The organism is Vibrio sp. Vb1127, assembly GCF_033338735.1.
GTDB lineage: Bacteria > Pseudomonadota > Gammaproteobacteria > Enterobacterales > Vibrionaceae > Vibrio > Vibrio alginolyticus.
The window spans coordinates 678,313-698,177 of sequence record NZ_JAWOTF010000001.1 but is presented as its reverse complement, the minus strand read 5'-3'; the positions used below and the strand labels follow the sequence as shown (position 1 = coordinate 698,177).

The window sequence follows — 19,865 nt, the reverse complement described above, 5'->3', positions numbered from 1 at the left end:
CATTTCCTTGTCTTACAGAGTGTTACCTACTCCAAATTATAGACTTAAGCTGACGCCACATGCACCCAGAACCGTTTGATAACGAGCGATTAATCAATGAATTGCCATAGAGCCTGCACTAAGTTCAACTTTTAGAGCGCAGATAATCATTTATTTTAATTATCATTATGGCCGTATTGGTCATAATCACTAATATCTGGTGATTATGACCAATAGCACACTGGACAAAATAATGATTTTTATATAACCATATGATTTTTAATAAATAAATGCTTGGCATGTCATTTGCTGTTTAGAATAAAAGTTAAGTCAGAGCAACTTGCGCAGTTGGTTAATTTTTTGTTAATTTTATTAACTTTGAATTGGCAATAACTATCTAGTTTGCTGCTTAAAAGACTAGGCAAGCGCCGCTTTGATGTTTATTCAAATTCAATTCTCTCACCACCATGCTTACCGGGAGCAATGGACTGAATAAAAGTGTGGTGTTGAAAACAACAATAAAAAAGGATTTTCGATGTTAGCAAAACCCATATTACGTTGGCTTTTACCCTTCGCCGTCGTTGGAGGCTCTTATGCAGGATATGCTGCAATTGCCGCAACTGCGCCGGAAAAAGAGTCAACCAAAGATGCAATTACAGAACCTACTGTTCAGGCTTCTTCTCTTTTTCCTACTGATCACAAAGTGGTGATTACCAGTCACGGTGAATTAGTCCCTTTTGAAAAAACACACCTTTCCGCGCAAGTCAGTGGTGAAGTGATAAGTTGGCACCCGAATTTTGTAACGGGTGGCATCGTGAAACGAGGAGAGGTTCTTTTCACAATTGAAAGTGACAACTATGAAGCGTCGGTTCTACAAGCTGAAGCCGATTTAGCTAGTGCACGCGCAAACTTGATTGAGGAACAAGCGAAAGCCGAAGTGGCAAAACGTCAGGCAAAGAGACTGAGCGATAAGCAAGTGACGGATCTGTATTTACGCAAACCTCACGTTTTGAGCGCACAAGCCCAAGTGAAGTCGGCTCAAGCGGCACTCAAACGAGCAAAAAGAGAGTTAGAAAATTGCAAAGTCGTTGCACCTTACGATGCGCTGGTTGTTGAGCGTGATATTGGTGTTGGTCAATTTGTTACATCTGGTTCTCGAGTTGCCACGTTAAACAACATCGAAGTGGCAGAGGTGCACGTACCCATTGCCGGTTTTGATAGTGCATTTTTACCCGAATCCATTGGTGAACTCACTGCGACAGTGACGCAGCAAGGTGTGTTTTCTACCACTAGAGAAGGTCGAGTAGTTCGTGATTTAGGCATGATTGATAGTGCTACCCGAATGATTAACATGGTCATTCAAATCGCGGACCCATACGGTGTCGATAACCAGCAGCCTCCAATTAAATTCGGCTCCTACGTTGAAGTGAGCTTCACTGGTAAGGAACTTAAGCACATCTACCGCTTGCCACAGGAATTAGTTAAAAACCGTACCGTGTGGGTGGTGAATGGCGATAATCAACTTCAACCCAGAACTGTCACGGTTTTGAGAGCAGAAGGTGAGTTTTTGCTGGTGGGCGAAGGCTTAGAGCAAAGTGATAAGTTGGTACTGACCTTGCCCGAGTACCCTCAAAAAGGCATGGCGGTACAAATCGCAAAAAAGAGTGACGACTCCGAAACCGTCGTACAGTAAGTAGGAGTTTGTCATGGAAGATACTAAACAAAAGGGCTTAATTGCCTATTTTGCGAATAACCCCGTCGCTGCCAACCTTTTGATGGTGTTCATCATTATCATGGGTGTGGTGAGTTTTCTCTTTATTCAAAGGCAGATGTTTCCGAATATTGAGGTGAACTACATTGATGTTCGTGCGACTTATCCTGGCGCTTCTCCTCAAGAGATAGAAGAGAGTATTCTCGTTAAGGTCGAGGAATCGATTAAAGACGTCACCGGGATTAAAAAAGCAGTCTCAACGGCCTCTAGAGGTAGCGCGTATGTTTCTATCGAGGTAGACGTTAATGCCGATATCAAGCGTGTCTTAGATGATGTAAACCAACGTATTGATACTTTGTCTAACTTACCAGCGGGTATGGAACCAATCAATGTCTACCAAGTTGAATGGCGCCAAGATGTAATCGAAATGGGGTTAGTTGGGGACCGACCGCTCGAGGAGCTTAAACCGATTGCTAAGCAAATCGAAGATGAATTACTTCAGTTAGAAAACGTCATGCTGGTGTATCTGAGTGCGCCAGAAGAAGAAATAGCGATTGAAGTGGATCCACTTGTTCTTCGTAAATACGACCTGACGTTGAGCGATATCAGCAGCGCGATCAGCCGTTACTCGGCCAACTTTTCTGCGGGCGAAGTAAAAACAAATTCAGGGATGATTGCAGTAAGGATTGAAAACCAATACTACCGTGGTGATGAGTTTAGAAATATTCCTGTAAAGCTTGGCGCAAATGGTGCGAAGGTTTTACTGCAAGATATCGCCACGATCAAAGATGGTTTTACGGAAGAAGAGCGCTATTTTGAATACTCAGGGCAAAATGCGATCTACATGTCTGTTGAAGCAACTCGTGATCAGAACATTATCCCTGTTGCACAGTCCGTTCGTAATTATATTGAAGCAAAAAACAAGACATTACCGCAGGATGTTAAGCTCAAAGTTTTAGTTGATACTACTTATTATTTAAATGGGCGTCTCGACATGATGTTGAAAAACTTGCTGCAAGGCGCTGCATTAGTCGCGATTATGCTGACCATTTTCCTACGTTTCCGCTTGGCTATGTGGGTAATGATTGGGCTACCTGTCTGTTTTCTCGGTGCCGTAATGATGATGCCTGCATTAGGGATCACGGTAAACATCGTGTCTCTTTTTGCCTTCATTATGGTGCTCGGTATTGTAGTTGATGACGCCATCGTGATGGGAGAAAGTGCGTACAGTGAAATCGAAGAAAAGGGCGGTGGCGTCGAAAACGTGGTTCGTGGTGTAAAACGTGTTGCCACACCAGCCACTTTCGGTGTGTTAACCACAATTGCTGTGTTTGCCCCTTTCTTGTTGTCTAGCGGTATTGATAGTGCCTTCTTTTATGGTATCGCGGGGGTCGTGATTCTTTGTTTGATCTTCAGTTTGATTGAATCGAAGCTGATCCTTCCTGCACACCTTGCGCATACCCATTTTAAACCAGTCAAACCTGGTGGATGGCGAGATCGTTTCAACCAACGTTTCTTCGGCTTTGTAAACGGTCCGTATCGTAACTTTGTAACAACATGCACCCATTGGCGCTGGACAGTGTTTGCAGTGTTCTGTGGTTTACTGCTGATCAGCGCGGCTTTGATCAACGCGAATTATGTTCGGGTGATCCCTAACCCTAAAGTGCCGACTGACTATCCTGCGATCACTATTGAAATGAATGATACCGTTTCAAGTGAGCAGACAATCAGTGCACTCAAGACTATTGAACGTGTCATGCAAAAGATCGAATCTGAGACCATTGCAGAACATGGTCAAGGAATGATTCGTGATGTGCTGTCGTACAACAGAAGCCGCACCGAAGGTCGTGTATTAGTACCTCTGGTTGATGAAGAGTTACGCCCGTTCAATACATTTGAACTGGCTCGACGTTGGCGTGAAGCTATGCCTGTTATTCCAGGTATGAAGAGCATCAAAATCCGCGAGCAGAGTGCGGGTGGTGGTGACAGAGATGAGTTTGGTTACTTGTTGTTTGGTTCTAACATCAATGAGCTCAACGAGGCTGGGCGTTACTTGATAGAGCGTTTACAGCAGGAAGAAGGGTTATATGATATTTCGTCTTCTATTGATTCTGGAAGCAAAGAAGTACTCCTGTCTCTTGCGCCTGTAGCGTACGATCTCGGTCTGGATCTCACCATGATCGCAGAGCAAGTTGGTGGCAGCTTTTATGGTGGCGAAGCACAGCGCATTATTCGTGATGGTGAAGAAATTAAAGTTATGGTGCGTTACCCGCAATTGACGCGTGAAGCATTCTCATCATTGCGTTACGCTGTGATTACAACACCAGCAGGTAAGAAGGTCATGCTAGGTGATGTGGTGAAGATCAACGAGCAGCCGGGCGTGAGTAGCATTCGACGTGAAGGCGGGTATCAAACCGTTTATGTTTATGGTTCCATAGACGAAGAATTGGTTGAACCTCAAGAAATCGTGAAGGTCATTGACGACAATATCTTACCGGACATGAAGCAAGCCTTCCCAACTGTGAAAACAGAATTGGGCGGTGATATTGAAGAGCAGGCTGCGCAGCGTAATGAACAGATTTTGTTCTTTATTGCAGGCATGATCATCGTCTACATCTTGTTAGCTGTACCGTTAAAAAGTTATACCCAACCTTTGATTGTAATGTCCGTCATTCCGTTTAGTCTGACGGGGGCGATTTGGGGCCATTTCTGGCTAGGTTTAGACATCAGTATGATGTCGACATTTGGTTTGATCGCCGCTGCTGGCGTGGTTATCAACGACTCTCTGGTTATGACAGATTACGTAAACCAAGTGAGAGAAAAGGGTATGAACATCAAACAAGCGGTTGTTGAGGCGGGTTGTGCTCGTTTTCGAGCTATCACGCTCACCTCAATAACGACGTTTGCGGGTGTATTGCCGATAATGTTTGAAACGAGTTTGCAGGCGCGTTTTGTCATACCGATGGCTGTCGCTTTGGGCTTTGCGGTGTTGTACGCAACGGTTCTGACTTTAGTGTTGGTGCCTTGTTTGTATTTAATGCTTGAAGATATTAAAAATATTTTCAGATCGATTAAGAGGTTTATCCATCGTTTGATTAATCGTTTCAGAAAGTCGCCAGTGACGTCGAGCGTTGAAGCAAGCGTATCGAGTTAACAAGCTTGATGTTAACGATTAGGAGCAGCCTTCGGGCTGCTTTTTTGTTTCCGCATTTTGATTCAAAGTGATTTTTTAGTGGGCAGTTACGTAATTATCTGATGAGAAAACTGCCTGACAAAGTATTTCTAATATGTATGTTTCTAATGTTTTAAATTCGCATGGTTAATTTGACACTTGGTTAGCGAAATTTACCAGACGAAGATAACGTTGAATATGAGGCTTTATTTAAGTTGTTGAAAAATAACAAAATAAAAGTTGGCATCGTATGTGCAATATATAAATTGTAATTAAAATTAACTGCTAATCCTCAAGGAGCTTATTATGAAAAGCGTATTTCTATCTACTCTAAGTCTTATTGCTGTAATGTCATCACCAATCGCTGCTGCTAACACTTTAGACAAAGAGGAGTGGAGCTCAGATTTACGTCAGGACTTTTCTGAGATGAAACATGAAGCTATAGCAGATATTCAGCAAATGAACATGGATGCCATTCACGCACGTGATGAGCGTATCGTGAAAAACATTAAAGATGAGCAAGAACAGTTAGTAAAGGTAACGTGCCACAAAGAGAAAGCAAGCAAGTCATAAACGCCGCTAAAAGAGACTAACAGACGAAAATGAATCCAATACGAGTTCGGTGTTAGTTAGCAGTAAGCACTGACCTTGTTGCTCAACTTGCCAGCCTTTTAAGGCTGGCTTTTTTGTTTCTCATTTCATGGGTGGAGATCAGATCCTCAAGCTTATTATCAATAGTTGGCGTGTTTGATGAGCTATTGCTGGATGGAGCGGATGTAACTTTTAAAAGTGTAGATTTCAGTAAAGTGGAGGTGATGTTAGATATTTAAAATTTAGAAAAGATCCGATCTCCTTTTTGACCTTCATAATACCTTAGTATGTGGTTCACTTTTATTTGAAGAGGGATTAGTAATGACTTGGGAATTTATTGAAAGGAAAGAGGCTTTTGATTACATTGGGCTAAATAATAAGTCGGTTAATGAGGTTGAACAATTCTTACATGGAAGAGTGAGACTTTCAGCTGCACTCTTTAGCAATAAAAAACTATACTTATCAAGACAATCCCTCGTCATGCTTGCGTCTCTGAATGAATATGATCAGAAGCAAGTTGTCAAAGAAATGTATTTTCTTTCATCTAATCCAAGCACACCCTCTGTAGTTAGACACAAACGCAATCCATTGCTTCGAATATTTCGAACTAGGTATCCCTTCAAAAATTATCATTACTTATTAACTTGTATCCTTAGAGACGGGAAAGTTGTAATTCATGATATTGCTTTTGATCGACAGTTGCATGGTAAGTCTATTTTTAAGCATTCACATCAAAGAACCCAAATGTATCATGTGAAGAAAGAAACAGGTAAAAATGGTGAGTATAATGGAGTGCAGAACAATGATGAAGCAAAGTTATTGTTGGCTGAGTGGGACCACACTAAAGCTCAAGTAACTCATCAAGTCAATACGCTTCATGCAACGGTAAATGGAATGTTGAATGATTATGAGAAAGCGGCGACACTGATGGGGGTACATACGCAGGTGGCGTACAAAGAAGATAAGCCAACAGAGTATACGTTGTTTCACAACCCTTCTGATAATGCGAAGCTGGACCTTATTGAATGTGTTTATGACAAAACTCGTTTTACTTCGCACAATGCTCAACACCTAGCAGCAGTAATGAAACAATGTGCAGAGCAGGGTAAGGAAGTAAAATGGACAGTGCATAGCCAAGGTGCCATTATTTTTAACTCTGCTCTTGAGTATGTTAGAAAAAATAATCCGAGCTTAAGACTATTGAATCAACAAATCGTTGTGCATGCAGGGGGAACAAATACAACGAAGATAGGGAAAAATGCACAGCAGCTTGGTTTGAAAGTTAATTACACAAAAACCCGAACGAATCCCTTTGATATTGTCCCAAATATTGCTGCGAGACAAACTCCATTATCTGCAAGTAGTCTCGTTCGTTGTTGTAAATTCTTGGGATTAGTGATGAATGGAGAGGTCACAGAGAGCCCACATACATTACCCTATTTCGGTGTGGAATCTTATCGACGACAACTGATGATGTCTGGTAATAATATGGCTAGTAAACGTTTAAAAGATATTGATGAATATTTAAAGAACAAGGGTTAGATATATGGGCCTTATTAAAATGTATAAAGATGGCTTTCGAGGAAAGCCAGATTTTGCAAACTTGTTACATAATGTATTCCAGATAGATGACTTAGTGCTGTCATTTGAGTGTCCGAACAACATATATGAAGGACATGTATACCAAGATTTTATTGAATTACAACGGTTCAATATTGATTCAAAAGTAGAGCGGCATGAAAAGTTTATAAAATTGGCCACGATTTATTTCTCTTTTCAAAATAAAATAATAAATCCACTATTACCAATCAATAAACAAGGTGGTTTATATATTCGGTTAAGGATTAAATCTTCAGATAAATATATTACTAGTGTTAATGAACTATCTTCATTTATAGAGAAAGAGTACGTGGATTTTTATCATGCTGTAGAGTCACCTGACGGCTCTCGAAAAGGTGATCATACAGAGTTGATGAATGATGCCATTGCGTACGCAAATCATCGTTGGGGAATGGACCCGATAAACGAAGAAAAAAAGAGAGCGAAAGAAGAGTTCCTTGTAGGAGAGTTTCTTCGTGGTTACCCTCCAATCAAATGCCAAGATATCAAGATTGGTGAAAATACATTTTCAAAATATGTAGAAGGAAATTTGGAGTATAAAAAAGACTATCGAAGAGTGTACAATTTGCCTATCAAAAATGAGTTTTACTTTAGTATTGAATTTTTATATGAAATCGAGCCTATGTTTGCTCAAAAAAAGTTTTTAGATTGGGTAAGACACGCGGATGAAATCTTTGAAAAAAATGTTTTAGAGTTGCTAGCACTGTCTCCGCTTATTGATTCACATACTACCTCCAAATCCGAAAGGTTGACAAAAAAAAGTTGATCCAGAGCGTTCATACTTAACTTAAAGAAAAAAGCCCGCGAAAAATGCTTTCACGGGCGAAAAAAGGGCACCAAATTGGGTGTCTATTCATTTTGGAGGTGGTCGAACGTCCATATAAAACTGACAATAGGCTTGGTGAGAGGCTTACCACCAGCACGACCAACGAGGCTAAAGTTAACATTGTTGTAATGATTGTTAAAATGTTAATTCTTCAATCAATGTTTTCATTATCGTGAGTTTAAATTGTGAATGTGTTGCCTGCGTGTATTTTTACTCTGTGAAATTCCGTTTTTGACAATAAGACATATTATAAATCTTGTGTTGGTTATTTGATTTGGTTATATAAAACTCAACATACTTAATCCTTAACTGTTCATATTCACACTTAATGAGACACAATAACCCTCTGTTTGTTAAGTGATTGTGTGTTTTTTAACGCATTGGTATTGAACAAAAAGCGACCTAAGCCGCTCTTGTGCATTTTGATAAGTTTACTTATCAGTCGTTTTAGATTTCTTCGTGCTTATGGACTAGGCCGAAGTCAGCTAAAATGGCATACGCAGCAGGGATCATAAACAACACCAGCAGAGTGGATGCGAAAATACCAAACACGATAGAGATAACCAGTGGTTGGATAACCTGTGCTTGCAAACTGGTTTCAGTCAGTAACGGAAGCAAACCTGCTGCAGTGGTCATTGATGTCAGGAATACTGCTCTAAAGCGTTCCCGACTGGCTTTGACTACTGAGTCGTGCACATTATCCCCTTCATCGACATGATGGCGTATGTACTGAACTAACAGAATCGAGTCATTCACCACAATCCCCGCTAGTGAGACAAAGCCCATCATACTCGGCATACTTAATGAGTGACCGAGTAGGATGTGTCCCCATACCACGCCAATAAAGGCGAGTGGAATCGCAAGCATGACGACGAATGGTTCCAAATAACTGCGGAATTGGTAACTCAGAATCGCAAACACGCCAAATAAACCAAGCAAGAAGCCTTTACCCATTGATGCGCCAGTTTCAGCGGTATCTTTGGCTTCGCCTTCAAAATCAAAGCGAAGACCAGGATACTTTTGCATAAGCTTTGGCGCCTCATCCTGTTGGAACTGACGAATAATGGCGGTTGAGTTGGCTTTCGTATTGTTGATATCGCCGAATACGCTCACAGTCCTCAAGCCATCAATGCGCTGGATTCTTACGTAATTACGTTGGAAATCCAAAGTCGCAATGGTTGCGAGGGGGATTTGACTGCCATCGGACAAGATAATCGGAAAGTTTGCCAATTGCTGTAAGTCACCGGCTTGTGCTTTATCGAGGCGAACTTCGATTGAAATGTTTTCTACCCCAACTTGGATCTCGTCTGCGGTTTGGCCAAAGAAAGCTGCACGCAATTGATTGGCGATGAGTTGGCCGTTAATCCCGTAAGCTTCTGCGCCCGGACGCAGTTTTACCAAGACTTCTTCTTTACCCATACGCATGTCATCCAACACGCCATGGACACCGTCAAACTCATTTAAGTATTGTTGAATGTCGATAGAGGCGGCTTTGAGCGCATCCAGTTCATCATGCTTCGCTCGAATTTCAATCGCTCGTCCACCCGGCCCCATGGTCGGTTGTTTAAATACCAGCGAGATAGGATCGGCAAGTTCACCAATGTCTTCACGCCATGCGTCGATAAATTCATCGATGAGTGTGTTACGACTCTCGGCGCCCAGCAAATCCAGACGTACCGTGGCAATGTGAGGGCCAGATTCATTCGCGTCGGCGTTAGCGTTGAATTGACTGGTAATGTGTAGAACCAATGGATTGCCGTCTTCCACTTTCTCTGTCCATTCTTTATCTAGCTTTTGAGCGGAAGCGACGATCTTATCGACGACAGCTTCCGTTTGAGACAGAGAAGAACCCGGAGGAAGAATAATACGCGCTTCTGCAATGTCGCCATCCAATTCAGGGAAGGGTTGGAACTTGAGTAAACCACCTACTAACGTGGCCGCGGAGATAAGAAGCAAGGCAACCACGCCACCCATAAAGGCATAGCGATACTCGACCACTTTATCTACTGCGTTGACCAAGGTGGTGTTGCGGAAGTTTTCAAAAGAAGCGAGCAGCTTTTGTTTGAACTTCGGTGTTTTTCGCTCTTGCTTTTGTTTATGTAGCGAATGAGAAAGGTGGTTAGGTAGGATCAAGAAGGCTTCCACCAAACTCAAACTCAAAACGAGGATCAGAACTTGAGGAACTGCTTTAAGTACCGCACCCATTTCACCTTGCAGGAATAACAAGCTACCAAAAATACACACCGTAGTTAGGAAGGAAGAAATTACCCCTGGCAGTACCTTTTTCACTCCTTTGATAACGGCATCATCGATCTCTTCTCCTCGGTCGAGGTGAGCGGCAATCGATTCGGCAATAACGATGGCATCATCCATCATGATACCGATGGCCATGAGTAACCCGACCAAAGACATGATGTTGATGGACAGGCCAAGTTGCGCCATCAAAAATAACCCACCTAAGAAGGCAACGGGTAAACCAGCTGCGACCCAAAAGGAATAGCGAAAACTAAAGAACAACCACATGGTGGCGAAGACCAGAATGATACCTTGCCAACCGTTTTTGACCATCATGGTCAGGCGATCCCAAAGCACGGATGAAAGGTCATTGGTCATTTGTAGCATCACACCGTCTGGCGCGATAGCTTGTTGTTCTTCGACAAATTGAGCAACCCGTTCCTTGATACGCAGTGCGTCATCTTCTTTGTTTTTGCTGACTTTTAGTAGGGCAGAAGGGTGACCATCGAAGAGGACTTTCTGTTCGTCCAATTCAAACCGGTCGGTAATCGTCGCAATATCTCTTAGACGGATGATTGAGCCATTTGTACCAGAGCCCACGACGATAGTCTCAAGCTCTTCCGGCGTCACGCGTCGTTCGTCAAAGCGGATCAGAAAGTTCTTATCTGGCGTTTCGACATTACCACTTGGCAACTTGACGTTTTGACGACCAATCTGGTCCGCAATATCACCAACACTCAAACCAAGTTGTCGGATAGCTTGAGTGTCTAACTCTACTCGGTATTGGTGGTCAGAGAAGCCAGCAACTTCAACCAAAGAGACATCGTAATCGATTTTTAACGTGCGTTTAAGCTGTTCGGCATACGCTTTTAGCTCTGGCCATGTGGTATCTGCGGTGATCGCGACATCCACAACTGGCTCGTTCCAATCGAGCTCTTGGACCACAGGAGATTCAATCTCTTGTGGGAAGTCGTTTATCGAGTTGATCTGGGTTTGAACATCAACCAACATGCGCCCAATGTCGGCTTCTTCATTCAGTTTTAAGATAAGACGCGCAGAACCCTCAATCGCTTCACACTGAGTTTCTTTAATGTTGGCAAGGCCATCGACAGCATCTTCCATTCGGATACAGATGCTCTCTTCTACCTCTTGAGGGGAAGCGCCGGGGTAAACCACACCAGCTAGGATGTAGGGCGGATCAAACTCAGGAAAAGTTTCACGCTTAATCGTGGAAAGTGAAGAAATCCCCAATATCAGCAGCGTTAGCATCAGCAAGTTGGCTGCTGTTGGATGCTTGGCGAAGAATCGGATCATGAATCAGACTCCTCAATAGCCGTTTCTGACTGTTCAGGTGACTCTTTCAATAGCATGCCGTTAATCGCAGGCAGCAAATCGTTGATGATCAGCTTCTGACCTTGCTCTAGTTCACCATCGATCACCACTTGGTTATTGCGACGATATAACACTTCAACCGTGACGACTTGCAGACGATTGTCATCGCCCATCAGGTAAATCTTATTGCCATGAAGCGCACGCTCTGGGATGACCCAACTCGGGTTCTCTTGTCCCTCAATCAAGGCACGCACAAACATGCCGTTCACCAATGGAGGCGCAGACGTTGGGTTTAATGCACGGTAGTCTTGTTCAATTTCCAGAATCACACCGGCAGTCGCTTGGCTTGGATCAACCGTTTCACTGATGCGTGCAACTTTCGCAGGCCAGCTTGCAGAGAGGTTACCGCTGCTGAGTTCAATGTTGGCATGAATCGCATTCATATCAGGTTGTGGAATACCAGATTCATCACGGACAAACTCACCGATGCTCGCCGCCAAAGTTTGCATGTCATGAATGGATAGTTGAGCTTCCACTTCCATGACATCAATACCATGTCCTGTCACCATGGTTTGTTGGAGGTTAACCACTTGCTTTTTCTCAATTTCTACGTCAGCAATACGCAAATCGTAAGGAAGCGTGATGATGGTTTTATCAAGCGAGCGTTCGGCCTCATCCACTTTTGATGCATTAACTTTAACTAGGGCTTCCGCGACTCGTTTCTCATCCGGCATCAAACCAATTTGATTTTCAATATCCAGTACTAACTTACGTTGAGAGAGCGCGCTTTGCTCTTGCTGATCTACATCCGATTGCGAGGTTAAGCCTTTCTTACGTAGGTTTTGTTTACGGTCTAACTCTTTGTTGGCGATAACCAGACGGTTGGCTTCTATCTTGAGTGTGCTTTTGAGATTCGCTTCTTCTTGGTTCAGCTTAGCCAGAGAGGTTTGAGCAGATTTGAGATCGGCTTGAGCTTGAACCAGTTTCAACTCGTAATCGAGTGGGTCGATTCGCAAGATTTCCGTTCCTGCTTGCAGCACTTGTCCTTTTTCCAGTTGCGGATGACGGTAAACCACTTTACCGGTCACTTCGGCTATCGCTTTCCATTCAACTTTCGGTGCGATTTTACCAAAGCCAATAGCAACAGGTGCAATCGCTTTCAGCTCAAGTGGAATCGTCTCGACCAACCGTGCACGATCTCCAGCGGGTTTTACGGGCAAATCTGGTTTGAGGCTAATCGCCAAAAACAGAATGACGACCCCCACCGCAAGAGCAGGAAAGAACAGCAGCTTTTTATTTATCTTCATATTGGTCGCCCGAGTCTAAAAATCCATGTTTCATCAGTTGTATGTTGTGTTCGAATAATCGGTTCAAGAAGGCTTCAGAAAGTTCAATGCCATGAATGGCGAGCAGTGCTGGTGGTGCCATAAAAGGAAACACCATCAAGCTGATGTAAGAGACGCGACAAAGTTGAGGGTCGGCGTCTTTTCGTAAAACGCCACTGTCAATCAACTTATCAAAGATCACGCCTTGCATTGGCTTGCTGATATCTGCGAAGACTTTTTCGAGCAGTTTGCGTTGGGTTTCCGATGGGGGCATATGCATAACTTGGGCAACTAAGCGTGGGAACTGTGGTACCTTGATCATTTCGCGGTAGTAGGTACGCATTAGATCGAGAAAGTTTTGCTCGTTACTGTTGGATACCAACGTCTGCATCTGCTTTTGCATCGGTGACAGTGTTTCGCGCAACATGGTCTCGAACAGGCCTTCTTTGTTGCCAAAGTAGTAGCGAATCATCGCAACGTTCACGCCTGCTTTCTGCGCGACTAGGCGAGTAGAGACCTTGTCATAAGCCATAATGGTGAAGAGTTCGCGCGCGTGGAAAATCAGTTTTTCCCGTGCGTCGATATTATCTGTGGGTCTTCCCGCCCTTCGATGCGCTTCCGTCACAATCTTCTCTCAAAATATTAAACATTTGATTAATTATAAGACGCTGATTTCTCATGCGACATGTGAAAAATTAATCAGTATTTAATCAAGTGATTAATTTGTGATGAAGAGAAGTAAAAAAGAGCAGAAAGAACTGCTCTTTGAACAAATAGAAAAGTATTTACTTAGGAAGAACGGTCTTGTGAGGCTATATCACCCCCAACTTAACACACTCCAATTCGGTCTGTTGGCGTGTTCTTTTAGTTGTGGGCATGGATTTACCAGATAAGCGTAGTTCGCGTATTCACAAAGCGGTAAATCGTTGATTGAATCGGTATAGAAATGGATTTCGGAATAAGGCTCAGGCTGATTTTCTAGCCACTGTTTTAATCGCGTGACTTTGCCTTCACGATAACTCGGGATACCGTCGATTTCAGCAGTATAACGGTTGTTTTTCTCGATTAAATCAATTCCGAGTGCGGTTGGAATATTAAGACGGCGACCAACGGCTTCCACCAAAAAAGTGACGCTGGCAGAGATGATAACCATATCTATACCATCACGAGACAGTTGCTCAATCAGGGTTTTGGCTTGAGGGAACTGTTTAGGCAAAATATGGCTTTCAACACATTCTTCAACCAAGGCGTTTACTTCTTCAATCGGCATGTTTTCTAGTGGCTTCATGGAGAACGCTAGGTAATCTTCCATGTCCATTTTGCCTTCAGAGTACAAGGCCATTAGACGCTGATCTTCCATAATAAATAAAGGATCAGTCGCGATGCCTTTCTCAACCATAAACTCGTTCCAAATCATTGCGCAGTCAGCGTTTATTAGGGTTTCATCCATATCAAAAACATACAAAGGTTTGGACATGTTTAGGCTCTCACTGGTTGAATTTCGTTTAGGTTAAAGAGTAGTTCTAGTTGGCTGCCATTCGCTAGTAAGCGTTCTGAAGAGCGGTTAAGTAAGTCAACAGTGAGCTCACACTCTTCAACGTTCACTTGATAGCGAATAACATTACCTAGAAGCTGGTGGTTGGTGATCGTACCTACTTGTGGCGCTGAGATGTGGCTATCATATTGACGACCTTGCTCTTTTACATATATAGACTCTGGGCGAATCGCCACTTTCCATTCGGTATCAATGTTGAAGAGTTGCTTGGCTTTATTGGCCTCTACAAGGTTGTAGTGCCCCATGAAACCGGCCACAAACTCGTTAGCAGGATGAGTATAGATTTCTTCAGGTGTTCCTGCTTGAACAATTTCTCCTTTACTCATTAGGAAGATACGATCAGACATAATCATCGCCTCTTCTTGGTCATGAGTTACGAAGATAGTGGTGAGATTCATCTCTTTCTGAATATCTCGGATTTGCTGACGAAGGTGTTTGCGGATTTTGGCATCAAGCGCAGAAAGTGGTTCATCAAGCAATAATATGCGAGGTTTCACCACCAACGCTCGAGCGAGTGCGACACGCTGGCGCTGACCGCCAGAAAGTTGATGCGGATAGTGTTTTTCTTTACCTGCCAGATCCACCAGTTTGATGACTTTAGCCACTTCACGTCGAATATCATCATTCGCAAGCTTTTTCATTTTTAAGCCAAATGCAATGTTGCCTTCGACGGTCATATTGGGAAACAGCGCATACGATTGAAAGACCATCCCAATACCACGCTCTTGCGGGACTTGATGCGTGATATCTTCTCCGTTTACCCAAATCTCGCCTCCATCGACAGGGTTAAGCCCAGCAAGGCTGCGAAGTAGTGTCGATTTACCACAACCGCTAGGGCCTAAAAGCGTAATGAATTCACCTTGCTCGATGTTAAAGTGAATGTCCTCAAATACGGTGTTATCACCAAAACGTTTAGTCAGATTTTTCGCTGTTACGTAGCTCATTGTTTGACTCCTCGGCTGAAACGACTTGCCAACCAAGTCAGTAAAAAAATAAATAGGAAGTAGGTCATCACTAAGGCAGACGTAAAGTGGCCGCTCGTCTGACGCATGTTATACAAGTAGATTTGCAGGGTTTCATAACGTGTGCCGACTAAAATATTGGCGAACACAAACTCTCCCAATAGAAATGAAAATGAAAGGAAAAGCGATGCCATCAGTCCTTTTTTGAGGTTAGGTAAAATGACCATCAAAAACGCTTTGGTTGTGCTTGCCCCTAGCAAGTGTGCAGCGTCCATTAAATCGTTAAGGTTAATTGCTTCGAAGCTATTAGAAATCGCACGATACATGAACGGTAACGCGATGGTGAAGTAAGTACCTACTAGAATCCAAGGAGTACCGATAAGGGAGATTTCACTGTCAGCATAAAGTTGAAGCAAGCCGACGGAGGACACCACTGGTGGTACAGCGAATGGTAGCAAAATCAATACGTTCATGAGCTTATCGAGCTTCGGAAAGTAGTAAAACACCACGAATATCGCTGGCAGAACCAGAAGCACACTGAGGGTTAGCGAAGCAATACAAATAAACAGCGAACGCCCAAACGCTTGCAAAAAGCGTGGGTCGGTCAGCAATTTAACGTACCAATCAAAAGTGAAACCATCTGGAAGCACCGTGGCACCCCAGCGTGATGAAAGCGAATAGACAAAGGTCGCTAAAATCGGGATGAGCATGATCCCAACAATGGAATAAACCACCGTTTTATGGAATCGAGTATTAACGTTGTTCATGACTACTTCCTACCTGCATAGCTTTTCGAAATGAGCCATTGGTTAATCACTGTGATAAAGGCAAGTAACGCCATTAGAATCACTGAAATTGCAGCGGCGAGATTAGGTTCAAGGAACAGGTCTCCCGATACCAGACTCGCAATTCGAATTGTGATGACGTTATAGTTACCGGAGGTCAGCGCATAAACACTCGCATAAGCGCCAATTGCGTTGGCTATTAAGATAATAAAGGTACCGAATAAGGCTGGTGAGAGCACTGGCAGAGCGATTTTCGCCCAATACTGTGATGTTTTGGCTCCCAGTAGCGCAGCTGCTGCTTGCCAATCATCACTCAACGCGTCGAACGCAGGGTAGAGCAACAACACCGCCAGCGGGATTTGGAAGTAGATGTAAATGGCCAGCAGGCCCCATTTACCATAAAGGTCGAAATCACCGAGTAAGCCATACTGCTTGAGCAAAAGGGTAATCGCCCCATTGGTGCCCAAAATAATAATAAAAGCGAATGACAGAGGTACGCCTGCAAAGTTGCTGCTCATGTTTGTAAACGCAATCACACCGTCGCGGACTTTAGAATCGACTCTGCGTAGAGAAGAGACCAACAGAGTCGCAATGGCTAAGCCAAAAATGCTCGACCATACAGCTAACCACAAACTGTTGCCAAACGCCTGCATCATAAAGGCGGAGTCGAGCACTTCAATGTAGTTATCGAAGGCAAACTCGCCATCGTAGATAAAGCTGTTTAACAGTACCCAAATCATCGGTGCGAGTTGAAATAGGTAGAAAAACAGCGCGAAAGGCACCAACCAAATGGCTGGCTTAAAGCGCTTTAACCAAGTACTTGCCAAATTTGAGCGTGATTCGCTGGAGCTTGGGGAGAGGACTGAACTGCTCATAGTGCTAACAATTCCTGAGTGTATGGCTTCGTGTGGTCAAGGTTTAGCAATTGACAAACGGTGCCACAAATATCAGTTTGCTTAATATGACAATCTTGATGGGTAAACTTATCACCAATGACAAACAGGGGAACTTCTCGCTCTTCAGGTAAAATCCCACCGTGAGAAAGATCGTTGTTCATGCCATGATCGCTGGTCACAATGATTTGATACCCATCAGCAAGCCATTGATCGATGTAGTTGGAAAGAATAATGTCTGCACCTCGCGCACAATTGCGGTATTGGCGAGAGTCTAGGCCAAACTTATGTCCTGTATCGTCGATATTCATCGGATGGATCAGTAAGAAATCAGGTTGATAGTTGCGGCGTAAATACTCTGCGTCCAGGAACAAGGCTTCATCAGGATAATGATCCCAATGGTAAAAGCAGCCGTGCTGGATATTCAGGGTTTCATCATGCGTGAAACGATCGCGAACAGGTTCAAATGGCGCGCGATTATAAAGCTCACTTACCCAGTGGTAGGCAGCCGCAGCGGTCACTTTTCCTTGGGCTTTTGCCAAACTGAAAATGGAATCGTGTTTGGATAGACGAACGATATTGTTGTTTACGATGCCGCTTTCTACAGGGCGAACGCCCGTTAAAATGCACTCATAAAGTGGGCGAGACATAGAGGGCAGCTCACACTGCACAGGATAAAGCGTTGCGCGAGTTTCTTGTTGGGAACGACTTTGTTCTAGAAGACCATTGAGGTAGCCCATGCAATCACGGGCTACCTGATAGTTCAGTCCATCTAGAACAACAAGGATGACCTTATTGCTCATAACGACTTACTCTTATTGCTGGTGGATTAAGACACTTTCTTGCCATTGACGTGGCAGCTTACGTGCGGACTTTTCCCAAGCTGAGAAGTCAGTCACTGGGTGAACATTGCTGTATTGGTCATTAGCAATTAGCTTGTCTTGCACTGCTTGAGGCAGTGTGATGTTGGTGCGGATTGGACGCGCATAACCTTCTGCTAAGTTGATTTGCCCTTGATCGCTGAAGATGTATTCACGAGCAAGCTTTGCTGCATTAGGGTTCTTCGCGTATTTATTGATTATGGTTGTATAACCAGAAATCACAGAGCCATCTTGAGGAATGCTCACTGTAAAGCGGTCGCGGTCAATTTTGTCGCGGTAGTTCAATGCATTGAAGTCCCACATGATCGCCACTTCCACTTCGCCTTTTTCTAGGTTGGCGATGTTCGGATCGGTAAATGAAAGACGACCTTGCTTCGCGAGTTCAGAAAAGAATTTGAGCGCAGGCTTGAGGTTGGATTCGTCCCCACCGTTGGCGAACGCTGCGGCGAGAACCGCGTTGTTTGCCTGTGCTGCTACGCCTACGTCACCTACGGTCACTTTGTAGTCGCCTTTTAATAGGTCATCCCACGTTTTTGGCGCGTCTTTTACGAGGTTATTGTTGGAGATAAAAGAAATAGTGCCAGTGTAAGCAAGTGCCCAATGACCATCTTCGTCTTTTGCCCAATCTGGGATGTCATTCCAAGTTGTTGGTTTATATGGCTGAGTGACGCCTTTTTTAACCGCTACACGTGCGAAGGCAAAGCCTACGTCACCAATGTCTGCGGTCGCGTTTTTCTTCTCAGCTTCGAATTTTGCGATTTCTTGAGCCGAGCTCATATCCGTGTCTTGGTGCTTAAGGTTGTAATTTGACTTTAAATCAGCCCAAGTGTCTTTCCAGTTTGCCCAACTGTCAGGCATACCCACACTGTAAACCGCCCCTTCTTTTTGTGCTGCTGCTACCAAAGATTCAACATCGGCTTCTTTCGCTACTGTTGGCGCAGCGAGCGTTACCGCAATGATTGCCGCTGGTGCGGTAATTGAACGACTTAGCAAAGTTTTCATTGTCTCCATCCTTCTGGACTAGGTCAGTAAGTTCGCTTTGTATGCTATGGATGGAATGTGACGATTTAGCGCAAGTAATTTGACAGTTTTGCTGATTTTATATGGCACTTATATTTCATACGTTCAGTATGTGTTCTGTTGATTAATGTCATATTTTTGTTACGTAAACGCCTTATGTTATTCGTCAAATTATCGTTGGACTAGATCAGAATGAGAGTGACAGGCACCGGACAATTTGGTACCCAATTAGGAAAAATTAGAAGCAGCTTAAAACAGCAGATTCTTTCCGGCATCATGTCGGAAGGACAAAAACTGCCGTCAGAGAGAGAGCTCAGTGAGCTGTTTTCTACAACTCGAATCACTATCAAAGATGCGTTGGTGTCTTTAGAAACTGAAGGCCTTATTTATCGAGAAGAGCGCCGGGGTTGGTATGTATCTCCTGAGCGTATCTGTTACAACCCGTTGTCTCGTTCTCACTTCCATCAGATGATTCGAGAGCAGCATCGTATTGCAGAAACTAAGTTACTCAACGTGCGAAGTGAAATGGCCGCAGGTGAGTATGCCAAATCGTTAGAGGTGGAGCGAATTACCCCAATTTATGTAATTGAACGGTTACGTTTTATTGATGGGCGAGCGGTATTGTTTGTTGAGAACGTGCTCAAAGCGGCACTGTTTGAGGGTATATTGTCTGAGAACCTCACCATGTCCCTGACGGGCATTTATCGTGAGAAGTATGGTTACGAAACAAAGCGCTCTCGTTTTGATGTGATTCCAACGTCAGCACCTGCTCATGTCGCTAAAGCGTTGAACTTGGCCGAAGGACAACCCGTTCTGAAAATTCGGCGGGTAAACTACAAACAAGATGGGCATTTAATGGACTGCGAATTCGAGTATTGGCGTCCAGACGCAGTGATGATTCGCATTGATAGCGTAGGATAAAGCGCAGAATTAAAAAGAGCCCAATGAAGGGCTCTTTTTCGCATATTGGTTAGAGAG

At 43.7% G+C, this 19,865-nt stretch carries 15 protein-coding genes; 6 read left to right on the top strand and 9 right to left on the bottom strand.

Features of this window, described 5'->3' with window-relative positions:
- Positions 1 to 514: 514 nt before the first annotated feature.
- The 5 genes from R7H07_RS03000 (at position 515) to R7H07_RS02980 (ending at position 7,839) form a co-directional block, all read left to right on the top strand.
- A complete protein-coding gene (locus tag R7H07_RS03000) occupies positions 515 to 1,672 on the top strand; it encodes an efflux RND transporter periplasmic adaptor subunit (RefSeq protein ID WP_138939737.1) in 1,158 nt (385 codons plus the stop codon).
- Between the two features lie 13 nt (positions 1,673 to 1,685).
- Positions 1,686 to 4,844 carry an efflux RND transporter permease subunit gene (locus R7H07_RS02995; protein ID WP_025767992.1) on the top strand — a complete coding sequence of 1,053 codons (3,159 nt, stop codon included), beginning with the start codon at positions 1,686 to 1,688 and terminating at the stop codon, positions 4,842 to 4,844.
- 324 nt (positions 4,845 to 5,168) lie between these two features.
- On the top strand, positions 5,169 to 5,435 hold the full coding sequence (locus R7H07_RS02990) for a hypothetical protein (RefSeq protein WP_005373876.1): 267 nt from the start codon (positions 5,169 to 5,171) through the stop codon (positions 5,433 to 5,435).
- A gap of 339 nt (positions 5,436 to 5,774) precedes the next feature.
- Positions 5,775 to 6,995: a hypothetical protein gene (locus tag R7H07_RS02985; protein ID WP_025767991.1), complete on the top strand. Its 1,221-nt coding sequence runs from the start codon at positions 5,775 to 5,777 to the stop codon at positions 6,993 to 6,995.
- Between the two features lie 4 nt (positions 6,996 to 6,999).
- Entirely contained in the window at positions 7,000 to 7,839 is an 840-nt protein-coding gene (locus R7H07_RS02980) for a hypothetical protein (RefSeq protein WP_025767990.1), read from the top strand.
- A 507-nt stretch (positions 7,840 to 8,346) separates the two neighbouring features.
- On the opposite strand, the gene R7H07_RS02975 is transcribed toward R7H07_RS02980, so the two are convergent.
- The 9 genes from R7H07_RS02975 to R7H07_RS02935 all read right to left on the bottom strand — a co-directional run bounded on the left by R7H07_RS02975 (position 8,347) and on the right by R7H07_RS02935 (position 18,869).
- A complete protein-coding gene (locus R7H07_RS02975) occupies positions 8,347 to 11,448 on the bottom strand; it encodes an efflux RND transporter permease subunit (protein WP_206958717.1) in 3,102 nt (1,033 codons plus the stop codon).
- Positions 11,445 to 12,773: an efflux RND transporter periplasmic adaptor subunit gene (locus R7H07_RS02970; protein WP_025767987.1), complete on the bottom strand. Its 1,329-nt coding sequence runs from the start codon at positions 12,771 to 12,773 to the stop codon at positions 11,445 to 11,447. The genes R7H07_RS02975 and R7H07_RS02970 overlap by 4 nt, the downstream gene beginning before the upstream one ends.
- Positions 12,760 to 13,416, bottom strand: a complete 657-nt coding sequence (locus R7H07_RS02965) for a TetR/AcrR family transcriptional regulator (RefSeq protein WP_025767986.1) — start codon at positions 13,414 to 13,416, stop codon at positions 12,760 to 12,762. The genes R7H07_RS02970 and R7H07_RS02965 overlap by 14 nt, the downstream gene beginning before the upstream one ends.
- A 192-nt stretch (positions 13,417 to 13,608) precedes the next feature.
- Positions 13,609 to 14,268 carry an HAD family hydrolase gene (locus R7H07_RS02960; protein WP_017633566.1) on the bottom strand — a complete coding sequence of 220 codons (660 nt, stop codon included), beginning with the start codon at positions 14,266 to 14,268 and terminating at the stop codon, positions 13,609 to 13,611.
- Between the two features lie 2 nt (positions 14,269 to 14,270).
- Positions 14,271 to 15,290, bottom strand: coding sequence for an ABC transporter ATP-binding protein (locus tag R7H07_RS02955; RefSeq protein WP_005373862.1), 1,020 nt, complete (start codon positions 15,288 to 15,290; stop codon positions 14,271 to 14,273).
- The gene (locus R7H07_RS02950; protein WP_017633567.1) at positions 15,287 to 16,075 is read right to left on the bottom strand and encodes an ABC transporter permease; all 789 of its coding nucleotides are present in this window, start codon (positions 16,073 to 16,075) and stop codon (positions 15,287 to 15,289) included. The genes R7H07_RS02955 and R7H07_RS02950 overlap by 4 nt, the downstream gene beginning before the upstream one ends.
- A 2-nt stretch (positions 16,076 to 16,077) precedes the next feature.
- On the bottom strand, positions 16,078 to 16,968 hold the full coding sequence (locus tag R7H07_RS02945) for an ABC transporter permease (RefSeq protein WP_047102769.1): 891 nt from the start codon (positions 16,966 to 16,968) through the stop codon (positions 16,078 to 16,080).
- On the bottom strand, positions 16,965 to 17,789 hold the full coding sequence (locus R7H07_RS02940) for an alkaline phosphatase family protein (RefSeq protein WP_005373854.1): 825 nt from the start codon (positions 17,787 to 17,789) through the stop codon (positions 16,965 to 16,967). Before R7H07_RS02940 ends, R7H07_RS02945 begins: the two co-directional genes overlap by 4 nt.
- Positions 17,790 to 17,801: 12 nt before the next feature.
- On the bottom strand, positions 17,802 to 18,869 hold the full coding sequence (locus R7H07_RS02935) for an ABC transporter substrate-binding protein (protein ID WP_047102768.1): 1,068 nt from the start codon (positions 18,867 to 18,869) through the stop codon (positions 17,802 to 17,804).
- Positions 18,870 to 19,079: 210 nt separating this feature from the next.
- Here R7H07_RS02935 and R7H07_RS02930 point away from each other — a divergent pair, with 210 nt between their 5' ends.
- Positions 19,080 to 19,808, top strand: a complete 729-nt coding sequence (locus R7H07_RS02930; RefSeq protein WP_047102767.1) for a UTRA domain-containing protein — start codon at positions 19,080 to 19,082, stop codon at positions 19,806 to 19,808.
- Positions 19,809 to 19,865: the final 57 nt, after the last annotated feature.